The organism is Streptomyces scopuliridis RB72 (genome assembly GCF_000718095.1).
Classification (GTDB): Bacteria; Actinomycetota; Actinomycetes; order Streptomycetales; family Streptomycetaceae; genus Streptomyces; species Streptomyces scopuliridis.
The window spans coordinates 340,189-360,168 of the sequence record NZ_JOEI01000005.1 but is presented as its reverse complement, the minus strand read 5'-3'; the positions used below and the strand labels follow the sequence as shown (position 1 = coordinate 360,168).

At 70.5% G+C, this 19,980-nt stretch carries 18 protein-coding genes; 14 read left to right on the top strand and 4 right to left on the bottom strand.

The annotated features are described in order from the left end of the window. Positions 1-7 precede the first annotated feature (7 nt). On the top strand, positions 8-652 hold the full coding sequence (locus tag IF11_RS0107000; RefSeq protein WP_030350567.1) for an amino acid ABC transporter permease: 645 nt from the start codon (positions 8-10) through the stop codon (positions 650-652). Next, complete coding sequence (locus tag IF11_RS0106995) at positions 649-1,560, top strand: amino acid ABC transporter permease (protein WP_030350566.1); 912 nt, start codon at positions 649-651, stop codon at positions 1,558-1,560. Before IF11_RS0107000 ends, IF11_RS0106995 begins: the two co-directional genes overlap by 4 nt. Before the next feature lie 162 nt (positions 1,561-1,722). Here IF11_RS0106995 and IF11_RS0106985 read toward each other — a convergent pair whose 3' ends face one another. Continuing rightward, entirely contained in the window at positions 1,723-2,445 is a 723-nt protein-coding gene (locus IF11_RS0106985; RefSeq protein ID WP_030350565.1) for a hypothetical protein, read from the bottom strand. A gap of 105 nt (positions 2,446-2,550) precedes the next feature. Between IF11_RS0106985 and ggt the strand changes: the two genes are divergently transcribed. Together ggt and IF11_RS40760 are read left to right on the top strand one after the other, a co-directional pair. After that, on the top strand, positions 2,551-4,368 hold the full coding sequence (gene ggt / locus IF11_RS0106980) for a gamma-glutamyltransferase (protein WP_030350564.1): 1,818 nt from the start codon (positions 2,551-2,553) through the stop codon (positions 4,366-4,368). A 202-nt stretch (positions 4,369-4,570) separates the two neighbouring features. Next, the gene (locus IF11_RS40760; protein ID WP_051745596.1) at positions 4,571-4,879 is read left to right on the top strand and encodes a hypothetical protein; all 309 of its coding nucleotides are present in this window, start codon (positions 4,571-4,573) and stop codon (positions 4,877-4,879) included. 259 nt (positions 4,880-5,138) lie between these two features. Here the strand turns inward: IF11_RS40760 and map are convergent, their stop codons facing one another. Further along, entirely contained in the window at positions 5,139-5,906 is a 768-nt protein-coding gene (map, locus tag IF11_RS0106970; protein ID WP_030350562.1) for a type I methionyl aminopeptidase, read from the bottom strand. 65 nt (positions 5,907-5,971) lie between these two features. On the opposite strand from map, the gene IF11_RS0106965 reads away from it, so the two are divergent. From IF11_RS0106965 to IF11_RS0106930, 8 genes are all read left to right on the top strand, one after another. Continuing rightward, positions 5,972-6,223, top strand: coding sequence for a helix-turn-helix domain-containing protein (locus IF11_RS0106965; RefSeq protein WP_030350561.1), 252 nt, complete (start codon positions 5,972-5,974; stop codon positions 6,221-6,223). A 67-nt stretch (positions 6,224-6,290) separates the two neighbouring features. Continuing rightward, on the top strand, positions 6,291-6,677 hold the full coding sequence (locus IF11_RS0106960) for a PPOX class F420-dependent oxidoreductase (protein WP_030350560.1): 387 nt from the start codon (positions 6,291-6,293) through the stop codon (positions 6,675-6,677). Between the two features lie 135 nt (positions 6,678-6,812). After that, complete coding sequence (locus tag IF11_RS0106955; RefSeq protein ID WP_030350559.1) at positions 6,813-8,288, top strand: hypothetical protein; 1,476 nt, start codon at positions 6,813-6,815, stop codon at positions 8,286-8,288. 277 nt (positions 8,289-8,565) lie between these two features. Further along, positions 8,566-9,408 carry a nitrilase-related carbon-nitrogen hydrolase gene (locus tag IF11_RS0106950; RefSeq protein ID WP_030350558.1) on the top strand — a complete coding sequence of 281 codons (843 nt, stop codon included), beginning with the start codon at positions 8,566-8,568 and terminating at the stop codon, positions 9,406-9,408. Then, a complete protein-coding gene (locus IF11_RS0106945; RefSeq protein WP_030350557.1) occupies positions 9,405-10,700 on the top strand; it encodes an aspartate aminotransferase family protein in 1,296 nt (431 codons plus the stop codon). Before IF11_RS0106950 ends, IF11_RS0106945 begins: the two co-directional genes overlap by 4 nt. A gap of 99 nt (positions 10,701-10,799) precedes the next feature. Next, positions 10,800-12,206, top strand: a complete 1,407-nt coding sequence (gene hydA, locus IF11_RS0106940; protein ID WP_030350556.1) for a dihydropyrimidinase — start codon at positions 10,800-10,802, stop codon at positions 12,204-12,206. A gap of 20 nt (positions 12,207-12,226) precedes the next feature. Continuing rightward, positions 12,227-13,228, top strand: coding sequence for a TIGR03842 family LLM class F420-dependent oxidoreductase (locus IF11_RS0106935; RefSeq protein ID WP_030350555.1), 1,002 nt, complete (start codon positions 12,227-12,229; stop codon positions 13,226-13,228). Between the two features lie 92 nt (positions 13,229-13,320). Next, positions 13,321-14,871, top strand: a complete 1,551-nt coding sequence (locus IF11_RS0106930; RefSeq protein ID WP_030350554.1) for an NCS1 family nucleobase:cation symporter-1 — start codon at positions 13,321-13,323, stop codon at positions 14,869-14,871. Positions 14,872-14,878: 7 nt separating this feature from the next. Here the strand turns inward: IF11_RS0106930 and IF11_RS0106925 are convergent, their stop codons facing one another. Beyond that, entirely contained in the window at positions 14,879-15,706 is an 828-nt protein-coding gene (locus IF11_RS0106925) for a M55 family metallopeptidase (RefSeq protein ID WP_030350553.1), read from the bottom strand. 43 nt (positions 15,707-15,749) lie between these two features. Beyond that, a complete protein-coding gene (gene lplAB, locus IF11_RS0106920; RefSeq protein WP_030350552.1) occupies positions 15,750-16,805 on the bottom strand; it encodes a lipoate-protein ligase LplAB in 1,056 nt (351 codons plus the stop codon). Between the two features lie 26 nt (positions 16,806-16,831). Between lplAB and IF11_RS0106915 the strand changes: the two genes are divergently transcribed. Both IF11_RS0106915 and IF11_RS0106910 read left to right on the top strand, forming a co-directional pair. Next, a complete protein-coding gene (locus IF11_RS0106915) occupies positions 16,832-18,865 on the top strand; it encodes a lantibiotic dehydratase (protein ID WP_078490507.1) in 2,034 nt (677 codons plus the stop codon). Then, on the top strand, positions 18,862-19,944 hold the full coding sequence (locus IF11_RS0106910; RefSeq protein ID WP_051745588.1) for an LLM class flavin-dependent oxidoreductase: 1,083 nt from the start codon (positions 18,862-18,864) through the stop codon (positions 19,942-19,944). Before IF11_RS0106915 ends, IF11_RS0106910 begins: the two co-directional genes overlap by 4 nt. The last annotated feature ends 36 nt before the right edge of the window (positions 19,945-19,980 follow it).

Sequence of the window (19,980 nt, the reverse complement as noted above, 5' to 3'; positions counted from 1 at the left end):
AGGAGCCATGGACGTACTGACCAACAACCTCTCCCTCTACGGCAAGGGCTTCCTCGGCACGGTCGAGCTGACGGTCTACGCCTCACTGCTCGCGCTGGCCCTCGGGTTCGTGATGGCCTCGTTCCGGGTCGCGCCGGTCCGCGCGCTGCGGGCGCTGGGCACCGTATGGGTGACCGTCCTGCGCAACACCCCGCTGACGCTGCTGTTCTTCGCGGTCGTCCTCGGACTGCCGCGCTTCGGTCTGGTCCTCCCCTTCCAGCTCTTCGCGATCCTCGCGCTCGGCTGCTACACCTCCGCGTTCATCTGTGAGGTGCTGCGCTCCGGCATCAACACCGTGCCCAAGGGGCAGGGGGAGGCGGCCCGCAGCCTCGGGATGACCTTCGGGCAGACCCTGGGCGGTGTCGTCCTGCCGCAGGCGTTCCGTTCCGTCATCCCGCCCATCGGCTCCACCCTGATCGCCCTCGCCAAGAACTCGGCGATCGCGGGGGCGTTCAGCGTCACCGAGCTGCTCGGCACGTACAAGAGCCTGAGCGAGATGGGCTACAGCATCATCTGGACCTTCGTCTGGATCGCGGTCGGCTATCTGATCATCACCCTGTCCATCAGTGCGCTGTTCCACTTCATGGAGAAGCGCTGGGGAGTCGCCCGATGACCTCGACGGCCTCGAAAGCGCCGAAGCCTCCGCGGACCACGAAGGCGTCCCGGAGCGACTCGACGGCGCTGTACGACTTCCCGGGGCCCCGGACGGAGCGGCGGCACCGCTGGTACGGCGTGCTGGCGACGGCCGCGGTCGCCGCGCTGTTCGGGTGGCTGCTCTATCTCCTCTTCGCCACCGACCAGTTCACCGCGACCAAGTGGACCCCCTTCGAGTACCAGGGCATCCAGGATCTGCTGCTGCGCGGCCTCGGCAACACCCTCAAGGCCTTCGCGTACGCCGCGGTGTTCTCGCTCGCCCTCGGCGCGGTCCTCGCCTGCGGCCGGCTCTCCGAGCACCCGCCGCTGCGCTGGCTGGCCACCGCGCTGGTCGAGTTCTTCCGCGCCATGCCCGTACTGGTGATGATCTTCTTCATCTTCGTGGCGCTGAAGGTGCACGCGCTGCCCGCGCTGGTGGCGGGACTGACGCTCTACAACGGCTCCGTGCTCGCCGAGGTGTTCCGTACCGGAGTCAACTCGGTGGAGCGCGGTCAGCGGGAGGCGGCGTACGCGCTCGGCATGCGCAAGACGCAGGTCATGACGTACGTGCTGGTGCCGCAGGCGGTCCGCGCCATGCTGCCCACGATCATCAGTCAGCTGGTGGTCGCTCTCAAGGACACATCACTCGGCTATCTGATCACCTATGAGGAGTTCCTCCATGCCGGAAAGCTCATCGCCTCGAATCTCGACTACGATTTGCCGTTCATCCCTGTGGTGATGGTGATCTCACCGATCTACATCGGGATGTGCATGCTGCTCTCCTGGTTCGCCCACTGGCTGGCCGGGCGGCAGCGGCGCAACCCGAGAACAGAGGCCGTGGGCATCGCCCCGGCTTCCCCAGGGACGCTGCTGCCGGGCGGGCAGTAGCTCAGGGGCAGTGGCCCGTCCGGCGGCAGCCGGAGATCACTTCTCGTACGGATCTCGTACGGACGGGAAGAAGGTCAGCTGTACGCCGGTCGGGTTGTGCTCCACCGGGAGCGCGCCCGGCGGGCGGGCCACTTGGGATGTTTCGTCGTTCGGGGCGGTCCCTCACGCGGCGGCCGGGACGGGCTCGTGGGCCGCCCGGGTCACATCCGCGACCAGCTCCACCACATCGGGGCCGTAGGCCAGCGAGTTGACCACCTTCAGCAGCAGACAGAACGAGTTGCCGCCGTGCTTGCGCGCCAGCTTCTCGTGGTGGCGGTACAGATAGCGCGTGGCCGCCTGGTTGGTGATGGCCCGCTGGCCGCAGAAGAGGAAGACCGGCCGTGCCCCCTCCCCGACGGTGAGCCGCGCCAGCAGGACGTACTCGGTGACGCCCCCCTCCGCGCGATAGCGCTCGGAGCCGATCTGGAACGAGCCCCGGTCCGGCCCGGATTCGGTACTTGTGTCGACTTTCACGCCGGGCAGCAGCGAGGTGAGGTGCGCGGCCATCCGGCGATTCGAGTACGGGCCGCCGAGGCAGAACTCCGTACGCTCCCCGAACCCCTGGCGCGCGGTGTCGTGCTGGACGATCTCGGCGTGCGCGCCGCAGTCCTTGATCAGCGCGGCCAGCTCCAGCAGGGCGGAGACGTCGTAGCGGTGGACCGCTCCGTCGCTGCCCGCCTCACGATTGACGACCAGCAGACATTCGGAGTTTCCCGGCAGACCGAAGAACGCCTGCTTGCGGCGGAGCCTGCGGCGCCAGAGATAGGTACGGGCGAGCCAGCCCAGGGAAGCGCTGATCCCGGCGGCGACCACGCCGAGCACGATGTTGCGTATGTCGTCACTCATGGGCGCGCATCGTAGCGGGACGAGGCGAACAGAGTTCGAGACGGTCCTGACGGAGCGGGGGCGCCGGCGCTACGCTGCGCGAACAGTTCTCGACTGGAGGTACGGATGCGTCGCTCCGCTGCGCGGAATGTGTCGTTGGCGGCCGTTGCCGCGGCCCTGCTCTCGGTGGGCGCGTGCGCGCCCGCCTCGGTCTCCGAGGCGGGCACCCCAGCACCTCCGCGGGCCAAGACTCCGGTGGCGACCGGGTACGGGGGAGCGGTCGCGAGCGTCGACGCCGATGCCTCGGCCGCCGGTATCGAGGTGCTCAGGAACGGCGGCAACGCCGTGGACGCGGCCGTGGCCACGGCCGCCGCGCTCGGTGTCACCGAGCCGTACTCCGCCGGTATCGGCGGTGGCGGCTACTTCGTCTACTACGACGCCAAGTCCCGTACGGTGCACACCATCGACGGCCGCGAGACCGCGCCGAAGTCGGCGGACAGCTCGCTCTTCCTGGAGAACGGCAAGCCGCTCCCGTTCGCGGACGCCGTGACCAGCGGGCTGAGCGTCGGTACGCCGGGGACCGCCGCCACCTGGAACACCGCGCTCGACGCCTGGGGCAGCCGCTCGCTCCCCCAACTGCTCAAGCCCGCCGAACGGTTGGCGAAGGACGGCTTCGTCGTCGACGACACCTTCCGCGCGCAGACCCAGTCGAACCAGGCGCGGTTCGCGGACTTCCCGGACAGCGCCCGGCTCTTCCTGCCCGGGGGACAGCTCCCGGTCGTCGGCTCGACCTTCAAGAACCCCGATCTGGCCCGTACGTACAAGGAGTTGGGGCGCACCGACACCCGTTCGCTGTACGAGGGCGAGCTGGCCCGGGACATCGTCCGTACCGTACGCAAGCCTCCCGTGGCCCCGGACTCCGGCCGCAACGCGCGCCCCGGCGATCTGACCGAGCGCGATCTCTCCGGCTACCGCACGAAGAAGCAGGCGCCGACCAAGGTCTCGTACCGGGGACTCGACGTGTACGGCATGGCGCCGTCGTCCTCGGGCGGTACGAGCGTCGGCGAGGCGCTCAACATCCTTGAGCGCACGGACCTTTCGAAGGCGACCCAGGCGCAGTATCTGCACCGGTTCATCGAGGCGAGCCGGATCGCCTTCGCGGACCGGGGCCGCTGGGTCGGTGACCCGGCCTTCGAGAACGTACCGACCACGGGGCTGCTGTCGCAGCGCTTCGCGGACGCGCGCGGCTGCCTGATCAAGGACGACGCGGTCCTCAAGAGCCCGCTGGCGCCCGGCGATCCGAGCGATCCCACGCCGTGCGCGCCCGGCGGGACGGCGGCGCCGACCACCTTCGAGGGCGAGAACACCACGCATCTCACGGCGGCCGACAAGTGGGGCAATGTCGTCGCCTACACGCTGACCATCGAGTCGACGGGCGGCAGCGCGATCACCGTGCCCGGACGGGGTTTCCTGCTCAACAACGAGCTGACGGACTTCTCCTTCGCCCCGGCCAACCCGGCCGTCCACGACCCGAACCTGCCGGGCCCCGGCAAGCGCCCGCGCTCGTCCATCTCCCCGACGATCGTGCTGGACTCCCACGACCGGCCGGTCCTCGCGGTCGGCTCACCGGGCGGCGCGACCATCATCACCACCGTGCTCCAGACGCTGACCGGCCGGCTGGACCGCGGTCTGCCGCTCGTCGACGCGATCGCGGCACCCCGGGCCAGCCAGCGCAACGGCGCGACCACGGAGCTGGAGCCGGGCCTCTGGAACAGCCCCGTGCGCCAGCAACTGGAGGTGCTGGGGCATGTGTTCAGCCAGAACCCGGAGATCGGCGCGGCGACGGGCGTGCAGCGGCTGCCTGACGGCCGCTGGCTGGCCGCGGCCGAGAAGGTCCGCAGGGGCGGCGGCTCGGCGATGGTGGTCCGCCCGGACGGCAAGTAGCGGGTCGTACGGAACGACTTCTGACACCCGGGTCCCGTCCCGCCGGCCTTTCCGGCCGGGCCGGGACCCGGGGCCGTTTCGCGCCCTTGTTGACAAGGGGGGGCGGAACCTCGATGGAGCGGTGATCAGGTCGTCTTCTTCGGCGATACCGGATCTCTGCTCAACCGGGCGCTTCAGTGAGAGTCGATCGAGGGAGCCGATTATGAGTAGTGCGTACACCATGCCCACGTCGCCCGAGACACTGGAGTTCCTGGACTCCATCGCGGACGACATGGTCTCGGAGTTCGGGGTGTCGCGCGCGGAGGCCGTCGCGCGCATCAATGAGCAGTGGCACGGACAGGACTTGTCGGACGAGGACAGCCTCATCCTCCATGAGGAGGAAAGTTACTGGGCTTTCGTCATCTACTACGGGGGGAATGTGCCGGACTGGAGCCCGGGGGCGGATCGCACCGCGTGGGTTCCCAAGTCCCCGCCGGCCGCCGATTCGGGTTTCTGGACCGTACCGGCCTGATACGGACCGCTTCTGCGCCCCCCTTCGAGGGCGTGGGCGCCCATCGCCTCGATCAGACGCCGGAACGTCAGCGGGTGACCATCAGCGATCACCGGCTGTTCCAGATCGTCAGCCACGCGTGTGACCGGGAACCCCTCACCTGCCGGCCAGCGCGACCGGCACCCGGACCTCACCCCGGGCCGAGTCCGGATACTCCGTCGACCGGGCGATCCGAACCCGCCGTGAGTCCCTTTCCCACATGCCCCCCGCGCCCGTCCACTCAGAGCGCCGTCAGGATCCGCGGGCCCTCGTCGGTGATCGCGACGGTGTGTTCCGCGTGGGAGGCGCGGCTGGAGTCCAGGGTGCGGATCGTCCAGCCGTCGTGGGCCGTGAAGTGCTGGTCGGTGCCGCTTCCGATCAGCATCGGCTCGATCGCCAGCACCATGCCGTGCCGCAGCGGCATCCCGCGTCCCGGGCGCCCCTCGTTGGGCACGCCCGGGTCCTCGTGCATCGTGCGGCCCACTCCGTGGCCGCCGAAGCCGTCGGGGATGCCGTAGCCCGCCCCGCGGCAGACGCGGCCGATCGCATGGGCGATGTCACCGATGCGATTGCCGACGACGGCCGCCGCGATACCGGCCTCCAGCGCCTCGTTGGCCGTGTCGATCAGCCGTACGTCGTCCGGGCGTGCGCGGCCGACCGTGAAACTGATCGCCGCGTCGCCGACCCATCCGTCGAGCGCCGCACCGCAGTCGATGCTGACGAGATCGCCGTCGTGCAGCCGGTAGCCGTCGGGGACGCCGTGCACGATCGCGTCGTTGACGGAGGTGCAGATGACGGCGGGGAAGGGCGTGGGCGCCCAGTCGGGGTGATAGTCGAGGAAGGGCGAACCGGCCCCCGCCTCGCGCAGGACGGCGCGTGCGGTCTCGTCGAGGGCGCGCAGCGTGCTGCCCACGGCCGCCGCTTCCCGTACCGCTGTCAGGGCCTGGGCGACGACCCGGCCCGCGGCGCGCATGGCGTCCAGGGACGCATCGGTTTTGATCTCCACCATTCCAATAACTATACCGGTCGCGAGCGATCCCGGGCACCCTTGTGCGGCGGTATTAGAATGACGGGATGGTACGTAGTCCCCTCACTCCCCAAGAGCGCGAGCGCGGCGAGCGGCTCGGCCGGCTGCTCCGTGAGGCGCGTGGTGCGCGCAGCATGGTGGAGGTCGCCGCGGTCGCCGGACTCTCCGCCGAGACCTTGCGCAAGATCGAGACCGGCCGGGCGCCGACGCCGGCCTTCTTCACCGTGGCGGCGCTGGCCGGGGCGCTGGGGCTGTCGATGGACGAGATCGCGGCTCGTTGCGTGCTGGTGCCGGTCTGAGTCCCGTGTGCGGTCGCGGGTGAGCCGGGGCTGTCGGGGGCGGCTGGGACCGCGTAGTCTCCCGCCCGTGACCACCCTCGACGAACTCGGCCGTAGCCGCTATGTCAGCCTCACCACCTATCGCAAGGACGGTACGGCGGTCGCCACCCCCGTCTGGCACGCGGTGGCGGACGGCGAACTGCTCATCTGGACCAGGTCCGACGCCTGGAAGGTCAAGCGGATCCGCAACAACAGCCGGGTCGTGGTGACGGCGTGCGACGTGCGCGGGCGGATCGCGCAGGGCGCGCCGACTGCCGAGGGTACGGCGCGGCTGCTTGAGGAGCCGACGGCGCTGGAGCGCATCCGTAAGCTGCTGGCCCGCAAGTACAGCTGGCAGTTCTGGCTGGTCGACTGGCCGGCCAGGGCCGTGCGGCGCGGTAAGCGTCCGCACACCGGGATCGCCATCACCCTCTGACTCCATGGTCCGGTAGGACACCGAACCGTGCCGGAAAACTGTCCGTAGCGGCCCTGTAACACGACTGAGGTCGAATGCCAGCGGACCGGAGGGCTCCCTTCGGTGGAGCGCGGCGGGGCAGGAACGGGGCCGGCGATGGCGGTACGTCAACTTCCAGCGGAGATCGGGGCGTTCGCGCGGTATTTAAGGGACTTGACGTCTCTCCTCGATCCGGAAGGCGGCTGGTACGGAGTCTTCCGCCACCGTGACCCCGATGGTCTGCGCGCCTGCTTCGACGGCACAGAGGTGCCGCCCTGGGACGTGGTGGAATCGCTGCTCCAGGACTTCGCCGCCGGACGTGACGACCGGGTGGTGGCGGCCGAGACCGAGCGGGCCGGTCAGCTCTACACGGCGTCCGCCGCCGCGCACGACCGGCTCCCCGGCGGTTCGGAGGCGCTGTCCGACCGGCTGCGGCTGATGGTGCGCGAGCAGGCGCACGCGGCGGGCCGGGCCGAGGAGTTGGTCCGGCTGCTCAGTACCACCCCGGAGCGCTCGCCCCGGGCCGAACAGCTCGCCCACGATCTCGCCTGGGTACGCGACGACCACGCCCGCGCCTCCGCGCGCTGCGCCGAACTCCGTTCCCGGCTGGCGTCGTTGGCGCCCCCGGCCCGCACCGCCAGGCCCGCGCGCCCACCGGCCCCGGAAGGCTGGTTCCGCGCGGAGGAGCACTCGGTCTTCGACCGGCCGGGCCCGGAGGAGCCGTCCGGAGCGGCGCCCCGCGGGATGTCCGGTGAGGTGTCTGACGAACTATCTGACGCTGCATCAACTAGTCACCGGGAAACGGTGTTTACGCACCCGACGGACCGGGGCCGCGCCGACCCGGCCCCGGAGCCCGAGGAGAAGAAGAAGCGGGCGCCCGCGCCCCGGCGCAAGCCCCGTGGCGCCCGCTTCGCCGGGCTGGAGGTCGATGACCTCGACGAGGCCGCGCCCGCGCCCGCACTCCCTGTACCGCCGCCGTCCGCCCCCGCCTCCCCGCGCGGCGCCCGCTTCGGCGGCGCACCCGCCGCGCCTGTCGAGCCGGCCGCGCCCCGGCACTCCGCCGAAGATCTGCGGGCCGCCGCCGAGATGGTCGCCACGCTGATCCGGCTGCGCGCCGACGGCCGGACCGGCGAGGCGCATGTCGTGCTCTGCGAAGCCGCCGGCCGGCCCCCCGAACAGTTCCCGCTGCTCGCCGCCGAACTGCACCGCGCCGGACTCGGCGCCGACTGGGCCGAGCTGTTGTGGGAAGCGGCCTTCCTGCCGCCCGCGCGGCTCGCCGCCGCCGCCGGGGCACTCGCCGCGGCGGGCCGGGACGGTGACTGCGGGCAGCTGCTGCGCCAGGGCGTCTCCCGTCCCGCCGAGGAGATCAGCGACGCCGTACTCGCGCTCGGCGAGGCGGGCCGCGCGCACGAGGCGCGGGCGCTGCTCAGCGCCTTCGTCCAGGCCCGTACGCCCGAGGACGCGGTGCTCATCGCCGCGCCCGATCCGCGCCGGCTGGTCCCGCAGCTGATCGACGCCGCCCGCGCGGTCTCGGTGGCCCGTGAGCGCGATCTCGTACACGCCCTGCGGGTCGCGGGGATCGTCAGCACCTGACCGGCCCAGGACTTGAGCGGGACCGGCCCCGGACGTGATGCGGGACCGGCCCCGGACTTGAGCGGGACCGGCCTCGGACGTGATGCGGGACCGGCCCCGGACTTGATCGGTTTGATGCATCTTGCCCAATGTCGACCGCTCGGGTGTGAAACTTGATCGACTCTGCGGGTTAACGGCGATGGTCTTGCCCCAGTGTGAGACGGGGCTTACGTTCTCCTCCTACGCATCGAATCTACGTGCGTAGAGCTCATCGACGCACCCGCCGAAGGAGCAGCTCGTGGCCAGAGTCGTACGCGCCGCACTCGTCCAGGCGACCTGGACGGGCGACACCGAATCCATGATCGTCAAGCATGAGGAGCACGCCCGCGAGGCGGCCCTGCAGGGCGCGCAGGTCATCGGGTTCCAGGAAGTCTTCAACGCGCCCTATTTCTGCCAGGTGCAGGAGCCTGAGCACTACCGGTGGGCCGAGCCCGTCCCCGACGGCCCGACCGTCACCAGGATGCGGGAGCTCGCCCGCGAGACCGGCATGGTGATCGTCGTCCCGGTCTTCGAAGTCGAGCAGTCGGGGTTCTACTACAACACCGCGGCGGTCATCGACGCCGACGGCTCGTACCTCGGCAAGTACCGCAAGCACCACATCCCGCAGGTCAAGGGGTTCTGGGAGAAGTACTACTTCAAGCCCGGCAACGCCGGCTGGCCCGTCTTCGACACGGCGGTCGGCAAGGTCGGTGTCTATATCTGCTACGACCGCCACTTCCCGGAGGGCTGGCGCCAGCTCGGGCTGAACGGCGCGCAGCTGGTCTACAACCCCTCCGCCACCTCCCGCGGCCTCTCCAGCTACCTCTGGCAGCTGGAGCAGCCGGCCGCCGCCGTCGCCAACGAGTACTTCGTCGCCGCGATCAACCGCGTCGGACAGGAGGAGTACGGCGACAACGACTTCTACGGGACGAGCTACTTCGTCGACCCGCGTGGTCAGTTCGTCGGTGAGACCGCCAGCGACAAGGCGGAGGAACTGGTCGTACGGGACCTGGACTTCGGGCTGATCGACGAGGTGCGGCAGCAGTGGGCGTTCTACCGGGACCGCCGCCCCGACGCGTACGAGGGACTGGTGCAGCCGTGACGCGACCGCTCGCGAACGATCTGTACGGCCGCCACCGCGCCGTACTCCCCGACTGGCTCGCGCTCTACTACGACGAGCCCATCGAGATCACCCATGGCGAGGGCCGCCATGTCTGGGACGCGGCGGGCAACCGCTATCTCGACTTCTTCGGCGGCATCCTCACCACCATGACCGCCCACGCGCTCCCCGAGGTCACCAAGGCGGTGAGCGAGCAGGCCGGGCGGATCATCCACTCCTCGACGCTCTATCTCAACCGTCCGATGGTCGAACTCGCCGAACGGATCGCCGCCCTGTCCGGCATCCCGGACGCCCGGGTCTTCTTCACCACCTCGGGCACCGAGGCCAATGACACCGCGCTGATGCTGGCGACCGCGTACCGCGGGTCGAACCAGATCCTGGCGATGCGCAACAGCTACCACGGCCGGTCCTTCTCCACCGTCTCCATCACCGGCAACCGCGGCTGGTCGCCCACCGGCCTCTCGCCGCTCCAGACGCTGTACGTGCACGGTGGCGTCCGCAACCGGGGCCCGTACGCCGGGCTCACCGACGAGCGGTTCATCGAGGCGTGTGTCGCCGATCTGGAGGATCTGCTCGGCCACACCCGCACGCCCGCCGCGCTGATCGCCGAACCGGTGCAGGGCGTCGGCGGGTTCACCGCCCCGCCGGACGGGCTGTACGCCGCGTTCCGGGAAGTCCTCGACCGGCACGGCATCCTGTGGATCAGCGATGAGGTGCAGACCGGCTGGGGCCGTACCGGCGAGCACTTCTGGGGCTGGCAGGCACACGGCGAGAACGGTCCGCCGGACATCCTCACCTTCGCCAAGGGCATCGGCAACGGCATGTCCATCGGCGGTGTCGTCGCCCGCGCCGACATCATGAACTGCCTGGACGCCAACTCGATTTCGACCTTCGGCGGCAGCCCCGTCACCATGGCGGCCGGTCTCGCCAATCTCTCGTATCTCCTGGAGCACGACCTCCAGGGCAACGCCCGCCGCGTCGGCGGACTGCTCATCGAGCGGCTGCGGGCCATCGGCGCAGGGGTCGACTCCGTACGCGAGGTACGCGGACGCGGACTGATGATCGGCATCGAGCTGATCAAGCCGAGCACCGGCCAGGCGGCCCCCGGGACGGCGTCGGCCGTGCTCGAAGCGGCCCGCGAGGGCGGGTTGCTGATCGGCAAGGGCGGTGGCCACAACACCAGCGTGCTGCGGATCGCCCCGCCGCTCTCGCTGACCGTCGCCGAGGCCGAAGAGGGCGCCGCGATTCTCGAACAGGCCCTGCGCGGGGCGTAGTCGGGCCCCTCGGGACCCGTTCCGTCCGCCTCCGAGGACCGGACCTCGGGCCTTCCCGGACCGCAGCAAGCCGACCGTACGAAAGGGAGCGCCACCAGCATGAGCAGTACCCGCACCCTGATCCGCGGCGGACTCGTCATCACCGCCGCCGACGAGATCCACGCCGATGTCCTGATCGAGGAAGGCCGGATCGTCGCCCTCGCCGCGCACGGGTCCGACGTGGCCGAGGGCTGGACCGCCGGCCGGACGATCGACGCCACCGGCAAGTACGTCATCCCGGGCGGGGTCGACGCCCATACGCACATGGAGATGCCGTTCGGCGGCACGTTCGCCGCCGACACCTTCGAGACCGGTACCCGCGCGGCGGCCTGGGGCGGCACCACCACCATCGTGGACTTCGCCATCCAGTCCCCGGGACAGGCGCTGCGCACCGGACTCGACGCCTGGTACGCCAAGGCCGACGGCAACTGCGCCATCGACTACGCGTTCCACATGATCATGGCCGACGTCAACGAGAGCTCCTTGAAGGAGATGGATCTCCTCGTGCAGGAGGGCGTCACGTCCTTCAAGCTCTTCATGGCCTACCCCGGGGTCTTCTACAGCGACGACGGCCAGATCCTGCGGGCCATGCAGCGCGCCGCGCACAACGGCGGGCTGATCATGATGCACGCCGAGAACGGCATCGCGATCGATGTCCTCGTCGAACAGGCCCTGGCCGCCGGGCACACCGACCCGCGCTACCACGGCGAGGTACGGAAGGTGCTGCTGGAGGCCGAGGCCACGCACCGGGCGATCCAGCTCGCGCGGGTCGCCGAGGCGCCGCTGTACGTGGTGCACGTCTCGGCCGAGGAGGCCGTCGCCGAGCTCGCCGCCGCCCGTGACAAGGGGCTGCCCGTTTTCGGCGAGACCTGTCCGCAGTATCTCTTCCTCTCCACCGACAATCTCGCCGAGCCGGACTTCGAGGGCTCCAAGTACGTCTGCTCCACGCCGTTGCGGCCCAAGGAGCACCAGGATGCCCTCTGGCGCGGACTGCGCACCAACGATCTCCAGGTGGTCTCCACCGACCACTGCCCGTTCTGCTTCGCGGGCCAGAAGGAGATGGGCCGCGGCGACTTCTCGAAGATCCCCAACGGGCTGCCGGGGGTGGAGAACCGGATGGATCTGCTCCATCAGGCCGTCGTCGAGGGGAAGTTGACCCGCCGCCGCTGGATCGAGATCGCCTGCGCCTCCCCGGCCAGGATGTTCGGCCTCTATCCGCGCAAGGGGACCATCGCGCCGGGCGCAGATGCCGATGTCGTCATCTACGACCCGCACACCGAGCAGACCGTCTCCGCCGAGACCCATCACATGGACGTGGACTACTCCGCGTACGAGGGCAAGCGGATCACCGGACAGGTGGAGACCGTCCTCTCACGCGGTGAACTCGTCATCGACAAGCGGCAGTTCACCGGACGGGCGGGACACGGGCAGTACACCCCCCGCTCCCTCTGCCAGTACCTCACCTGAGACCTAGGAGTGACCAGGCCATGGACTTCGGACTCGTCCTCCAGACCGACCCGCCCGCGTCGGCGGTCGTCGGCCTCATGCGGCGCGCGGAACGCAACGGCTTCACGTACGGCTGGACCTTCGACTCGGCCGTGCTCTGGCAGGAGCCCTTCGTCATCTACAGCCGCATCCTGGAGCACACCACCACACTGACCGTCGGCCCGATGGTGACCAACCCGGGCACCAGGACCTGGGAGGTGACCGCCTCCACGTTCGCCACGCTCAACGAGATGTACGGCAACCGCACCGTGTGCGGCATCGGACGCGGCGACTCCGCGATGCGGGTCGTGGGCCGTAAACCCAACACACTGGCCCGGCTGGGCGAGGCCATCGAGGTCATCCGCGATCTGGGGGAGGGGCGCGAGGCCGTGGTCGACGGCCGGCCGCTGCGGCTGCCCTGGGTACGCGACGGGAAGCTGCCCGTGTGGATGGCGGCGTACGGTCCCAAGGCGCTGGCCATGGCGGGGGAGAAGGCCGACGGCTTCATCCTCCAGCTCGCCGACCCGTTCCTCACCGAGTGGATGGTCAAGGCGGTCCGTACGGCCGCGTCCGACGCCGGACGCGACCCGGACTCCGTCACCATCTGCGTCGCCGCGCCCGCCTATGTCAGCGACGACATCGCGCACGCGCGGGAGCAGTGCCGGTGGTTCGGCGGGATGGTCGGCAATCATGTGGCCGATCTGGTGACCCGGTACGGAGAACACTCCGGGCTCGTACCGGACGCGCTGACCGACTACATCAAGCGGCGTGAGGGGTACGACTACAGCCACCACGGCCGGGCCGGGAACCCGTCCACGGACTTCGTGCCCGACGAGATCGTGGACCGGTTCTGTCTGCTGGGGCCGGCCGAGGCGCATATCGAGAAGCTGAGGGCGCTGCGCGACCTGGGCGTCGACCAGTTCGCCGTCTACAACATGCATGACGCGAAGGAAGCGACGATCGACGCGTACGGCGCCGAGATCATCCCCGCGCTCCAGGACTGACCCGCACGACCGCGCTCTCCCGTCCCACCACCGCCCGCACGGCCTCGTTCGACGTCCCCGACACCCGCTCTCGAACGAAGGGTCCCACCGTCATGACCGCGACCGTACCGCCCGCGTCCCCCGACCCCGGAGAACCGATAGCCGCCGCGCGGACCGACCCCCAGGGCCGCGTCGAGCTCCCGCCCGGCGTGGTCCCCGACGACAGCCGCTTCGCCAACGCGGATCTGCTGCCCGTACCGGTGGCCCGCCGCCGGTGGACGACATACAACTTCGCCGCCCTGTGGGTCGGGATGGCGCACAACATCCCGTCCTGGCTGCTCGCCTCCGGGCTGGTCACCCTCGGCATGGACTGGAAGCAGGCGGTCTTCACGATCGCGCTGGCCAATCTGATCGTGCTGTTCCCGATGCTGCTGACCGGGCACGCGGGGCCGAAGTACGGCATCCCCTTCCCGGTGCTCGCCCGCGCCTCGTTCGGGCTGCGCGGCGCGAATCTGCCCGCGCTGATCAGGGCGGCGGTCGCCTGCGCGTGGTTCGGGATCCAGACCTGGATCGGCGGCCAGGGCATCTTCGTCCTGCTCGGCAAGATCTTCGGCGGCTGGGCGGACGCGTCGAGGATCGGCGGCCAGCCGTGGACCCTCTGGCTCTGCTTCGTCCTCTTCTGGGCGCTCGAACTCGCCATCATCTACCGGGGGATGGACACCCTGCGGCGCTTCGAGAACTGGGCGGCGCCGTTCGTGATCGTCGGCGCGCTGGTCCTGCTGGTCTGGATCACCGTCAAGGCGGGCGGCCTTGGACCGCTGCTCGACCAGCCGTCCGAGCTGGGCTGGGGCGCGGAATTCTGGCCGGTCTTCTTCCCGTCCCTGATGGGGATGATCGCCTTCTGGTCCACGCTGTCCCTGAACATCCCGGACTTCACCCGCTTCGGCGCGGGCCAACGCGCCCAGATCTGGGGCCAGTCGCTCGGTCTGCCCACGACCATGACCCTCTTCGCGCTGCTCTCGGTCTTCGTCACCTCGGGCTCACAGGCGGTGTACGGGGCGGCCGTCTGGGACCCGGTCGAACTGGCCGCGAAGACCGACAACGTCTTCGGCCTGCTCTTCGCGCTGGTGACCGTACTGATCGCGACGATCTCCGTGAACATCGCCGCCAATGTCGTCTCGCCCGCCTACGACCTCGCCAATCTCGCGCCCAAGCTCATCAACTTCCGTACGGGCGCGCTGATCACGGGTGTGGTCGGCGTCGTCATCATGCCGTGGAAGCTCACCGCCACCCCCGAGCTGTACATCTTCACCTGGCTCGGACTGGTGGGCGGCCTGCTCGGTACGGTCGCGGGCATCCTGATCGCGGACTACTGGATCGTCCGCCGCACCGTCCTCGACCTGGCCGACCTGTACCGCCCCGGCGGCCGCTACTGGTACCGCAACGGCTGGAACCCACGGGCGGTCCTCGCCTTCGCCGTCGGCGGCGTACTGGCGGTGGGCGGCTCCCACTCGGCCCCGGGCAAGGGCCCGTTCCCCGAGGACGGGTTGATCCCCTTCCTGAAGCCGCTCGCGGACTACGGGTGGGCGGTGGGTCTGGCGGCGTCGCTGGTGCTGTATGTCGCGCTGACACGGCCACGCCCGGCTGGGCGGGCGGAACTTTGAGGGCGGGCTAGCCGGGTTTGACGCCGGCGAGCTGTACGAGGAGAACGACCAGCCTGTAGGCCTCGGCGAAGTCGGCGGCGGTGAAGCTGATCGTTCGTGCGCCCTCGGCACGTGAGACACCCGGCACGAGTGTCGCCAGATCGACCATGTACGGGCCGCTCAGGTCGACTTCGACATCGAGCGGCCCGGCAAGGGTCAGCGGCGGAACCAGTGCCCGCCGCGTCATGGCCTCGGCGGCCGCCCGGCGCAGGCGATCCCGGGCTTCCTCGGGGTGCAGAGCGACGGCGGCAGCCTGACCGAGGGCTTGTTTGACCGCGACGGTGCCGGCCGAGGGGACCAGATCGAGCAGTTCGGCGCAGGCGGCGGCGTCGCCACTGAGCAGGACGACCGGCACGCCCAGATGCCCGGCCATGGCCGCGTTAAGACCGATCTCGCCCAGGGAGCGCCCGGCCACACGCACATCGAGGATGCTGTCGCTCATGGTGTGCGCGAGCACGGCGGGTCCGGCACCGGCGCGGGCGTGGTAGCCGATGAACAGAGCGGCGTCGGTGTGTTCGTCGAGCCCGCCGAGCATGCCCAGCGGGCGCGGCTTGCCACGTACCAGGTGCGCCCGTCGGTCGAGCTCCTCCGGCAGCAGGTTGCGGTAGGTCCCGTGTGAGTCGGCGACCAGAACCTCCGCGGTGGGTTCGGCCTCCAGGACGCCGGCGATCACGGCGTTCGCCTCGGCCGTCATCAACGCCCGGCCATGCTCGTAGTCGTAGCGATCCGGATTCGTCTCGACGGGATGCACGATCCCCGAGATGCCTTCCATGTCAACAGAGATCAGTACCTTCATGACCGAGGGAGTTTACGCGCCCCCGATCCGCGGGCGGCGCCCCCTACGGGACGCGGGCCGTCCACTCCGGGGTGGAGAACTTCGTCGTGGCCAACTCCCTGGCCCGGGCCATCTCCTCGTCGGTGACCTTGCCCGTGGTCAGTCCGTACCGGTCCCGGAAGGAGTCGATCATTCGCTCGATGACGGTCTCGCGCGGCAGTCCGGTCTGGCGGCGCAGTGGATCGACGCGCTTCTTCGCGCTTCGGGTGCCCTTGTCGGAGAGCTTCTCGCGGCCGATGCGGAGCACGTCCAGCATCTTGTCGGCGTCGATGTCGTACGCCATGGTCACGTGGTGCAGCACGGCGCCCGTACCGCTCACGATCCGCTTCTGGGCCGCGCCCGCGATCTTGCCGGCGTCGGTGGCGATGTCGTTGAGGGGCTGGTACCAGGCGGTGATGCCCATGTCGCCGAGCGCGCCGAGCACCCAGTCGTCCAGATAGGCGTAACTGTCGGCGAAGGTGAGGCCCTTGACGAGGGAGTCGGGCACGGAGAGGGAGTACGTGATGGTGTTGCCCGGCTCGATGAACATCGCGCCACCGCCGGAGATCCGGCGGACCACCGTGATGCCATGACGTTCCGCGCCCTCGGGGTCCACCTCGTTGCGCAGTGACTGGAAGCTGCCGATCACCACGGCGGGCGCCGCCCACTCCCAGACCCGCAGGGTGGGCGGGCGCAGTCCGGCGGCGACCTCGGTAGTAATCACCTCGTCGAGCGCCATATGGAGGGCGGGGGACTCCGGAGTGGAGTGGATCAGCTGCCAGTCGTAGTCCGTCCAGTCGGTGGCGTGCGCCAGCGCGCGGCGTACGGCGATGGCGACGCCCTCGGCGCTGAGCCCGTACATCACGGTGCCGGGCGGCAGCGCCGCCTCGATACGGGCGCTGAGACCGGCGGCGTCGGTGTCGGCGGGGGCGCCCTCCAGCGCGTGGTCGATCGACTCGATCGCGTCGTCGGGCTCCAGGAAGAAGTCCCCGGCGACCCGGACATGGCGCAGCAGCCCGTCCTCCGTGTCGAGATCGACCACGACGAGCTTGCCGCCGGGGACCTTGTACTCACCGTGCACTACCTTGCCTCCCGCTCCTGTGCCGGATGACCGACGCCCCGGCTTCGCATACGGAGAACGCCGGCGTCGAAGCGGTTCATTCCGCGCGGTCGGCCATCCCTCCGCTCCGGGCAGCGCCGGGGCACCACTCCGGGCTCCGCCGGCGCCCCGACCGCGAGTGCGCAGGTGGTGCCGGGCCGGCTGCCCTCCGCGTCGTACAGCCCCTCCGGAACGGACGACGCGGCCTCGGCCTGCCCGACGCCTACCTCAGGCGGCCCGGGCCCCGACCCGAACCGCACCCCGGCACGGAGCGGCGCGACCGGGTGCTCGGTGAGCTGTTCCTGGCCGCCGCCCGGCGTGCGGCCGGCCCTGGCCGGATCCCCGAAGTGCAGCTGGACGACGAGGCGTTGAGCGCGCTCGTCCCCGAGGAGCCACGCACCCTCCCCGCTTCTCTGGAGCTCGGCGCCGAACTGTTCGCGCCGAGTCGGCAGGGCCTGTACGACGGGGACTTCCGGCTGGTCCTGGGCGCGAACCCGGGTTCGCCGCTGGCCGGCGCCACCTTCAGCCGCTTCGCGCCCGTCCTGGGGGAGGACGCAGCCCGGGTACGGGCCTTGATCCGGCGCAGCCACGAGAGCACGTCCGAGAGTGAGCGCGCCGCCTGTGTGGCCTACCGGCCGCGGGTGATGCGCTCCGCCAATGTGGCCACCGTCCCGCAGTGGCTGCCGCACCGCATTCCGCTGGGGGTCGGCCCCGCCGCGACGGACGGGACCGAGGACCTGAACCTCGCGGACCTGGCGGTCCGAGCCGACCTCGACGGCCTCCGTCTCGTCGACCTCGGCACCGGCCGGCGGGTCCGCCCGGTGTCGTACTCGATGCTCAACCCGAGCAGCGGCCATCTTCCGCACACCGCACGCTTCCTGTTGGAGCTCGGCCAGGAGGGCCTGCACTGGTGCGTCCCGTGGAACTGGGGCGCCTGGTCAGCGGCCCCCGCGCAGCCCCGGGTCACCCTCGGCCGGACCGTGCTCGCCCCCGCGCGCTGGCTGCCCGACCGGGGACTGCGGGACGCCGCCGAGGCCGCCGGCCGGCCCTGGCACGGTGAGGTGGCGAGCTGGCGGCAGCGCTGGGACGTCCCCCGGCACATCCATCTGACCCGTGCCGACAACCACATCGCCGTCGACCTCGACGATCCGCTCCATCTCCTTGTGTTCCAGGAGGAGTTGAAGCGTGTTAAGGGCCTGTCGGTCGTGGAGCGGTTCGACGGGGCGCGGCACGGAGGCCGGCTCGCGGGTCCCGACGGAGCGCACGCCGCCGAACTCGTCATACCGCTGCTCGCCCGCCCGGCGCGGAAAGCCCCCGCGCCGGCCCCGCTGTCGCCCGCGGAGGTCACCCCCGCCCGTCGCGGCGCCTACGCGCATGTGCCGGGCGGCGAGTGGCTGTACGCCAAGCTCTACGTTCCCGAGCCCTTCCAGGCGCGGGTGCTCACGCGCCATCTGCGTCACCTCACCGATCCCGCGGTCCTGGCGGCGGCCGGTGCCGACACCTGGTTCGTCCAGCGCTACGCCGACCCCGAGGCCCATCTGCGGCTGCGGATCCACGGCAAACCCGCCCAGCTCTGGCCGGTCCTGCTGCCCGCGCTCCGCCTGTGGGCCGAGGGGCTGCGGGACGCGGGACTCGCCGACCGTCTCGTCCTGGACACCTACGACCCCGAGATCGAGCGCTACGGCGGCAGCTCCGTCCAGGCCCACGCGGAACGCGTCTTCGACACCGACAGCGCGGTCGTCATCCGTCAGCTGGGCCTGCCGACGGATGACCTGGCCGACGTTCCCGGCCGTACCGCGCTCGCCGCGCTCGGCACCCTTGCCATCCTGACCCGTCTGTGCGCCGAGGACGAGGCGCTGGGCCTGCTGGGGAATGGCGAGCGGAGGATGCCTCCGTATAGTTCTTCGGGAGGGCTCGAATTCGCGTTCCCGGGCTTTTGGGACGAGTTTCTCCGGTTGCCCGTTCCACGCCCCGGCTCGGGCAGACGCGCACCTCGCCAAGCACCCCGACCGCATGCCGTACCGACGGAGACACTGATATGAGCGAATCGCGGCGAATACCGCTATCCGCGCTCGACACCGCCCCGGTGTTCGAAGGGTCCACTCCTACGCAGGCCCTGCGCGGCTCCCTCGCCCTCGCCCCGGAGGTGAAGCGTCTGGGCTATACGCGGTATTGGTTCGCCGAGCATCACAACACGCCCAGCCTGGCCACCTCCTCGCCGGCCGTTCTCATTGGCCGGGTCGCGAGCCTGACCAGCACCCTGCGCGTCGGCTCGGGCGGCGTCATGCTGCCCAATCACCCCCCGCTGGTGGTGGCCGAGCAGTTCGGCACCCTGGAGGCCATGTACCCGGGGCGGATCGACCTGGGCATCGGGCGGGCGCCGGGTACCGACCCGGTCACCGCCAGGGCGCTGCGCAGGGACGCGGCCTTCGACTTTCCCCAGCAGATAGCCGAACTGGTCGAGTACTTCACCTCCTCCGGCCCTGGCCGTCCCGCCTCCGGCATCGCGGCCATCCCCGCCCATGAGAATCAGCCGCCCATCTGGATGCTCGGCTCCAGCCCCAACAGTGCGCGATTCGCGGGGGTGTTGGGGCTGCCGTTCGCCTTCGCCTTCCACTTCAGCCCGCATGCGGCCGAGGCCGCGCTCGCCGCCTACCGCGACGCCTTCCGTCCCTCGGCGCATGTCGACCGTCCGCACGCGATCCTCGCCGGATTCGGGATCGTGGCGGAGAGCGACGACGAGGCCGAGTGGCCGGCCGGGCCGGTGAAGCTGTTCACGGCGCGTGGCCGGCAGAACCCCCACGGGCTCTTCCCGCGACCGGAGGAGGCGGCAGCGTACACCTACTCCAGCGGAGAGAGCGCGCTCATCCGGGAGTTGTTCGGCCCGCAGCTGATCGGCTCCCCGGAGACCGTGCGCAAGCAGACCGTCGAACTGCTGGCCCGCACCGGGGCCGACGAGTTGATGATCGCGACCTCGGTGCACGACCACACCGCACGGGTCCGCTCCTACCAACTGCTCGCCGAGGCGCTGGCCCCGGAGGGCATCGGTGCCGGCCCGCGGACCGGCATCGAGGCGCAGATCGGCCGGACAGGGCCTAGGACGTTGGCGAACAGGCCGTAGGCCGTCCCCGGTACGCAGAGCCCCTGCCCGTCTCCC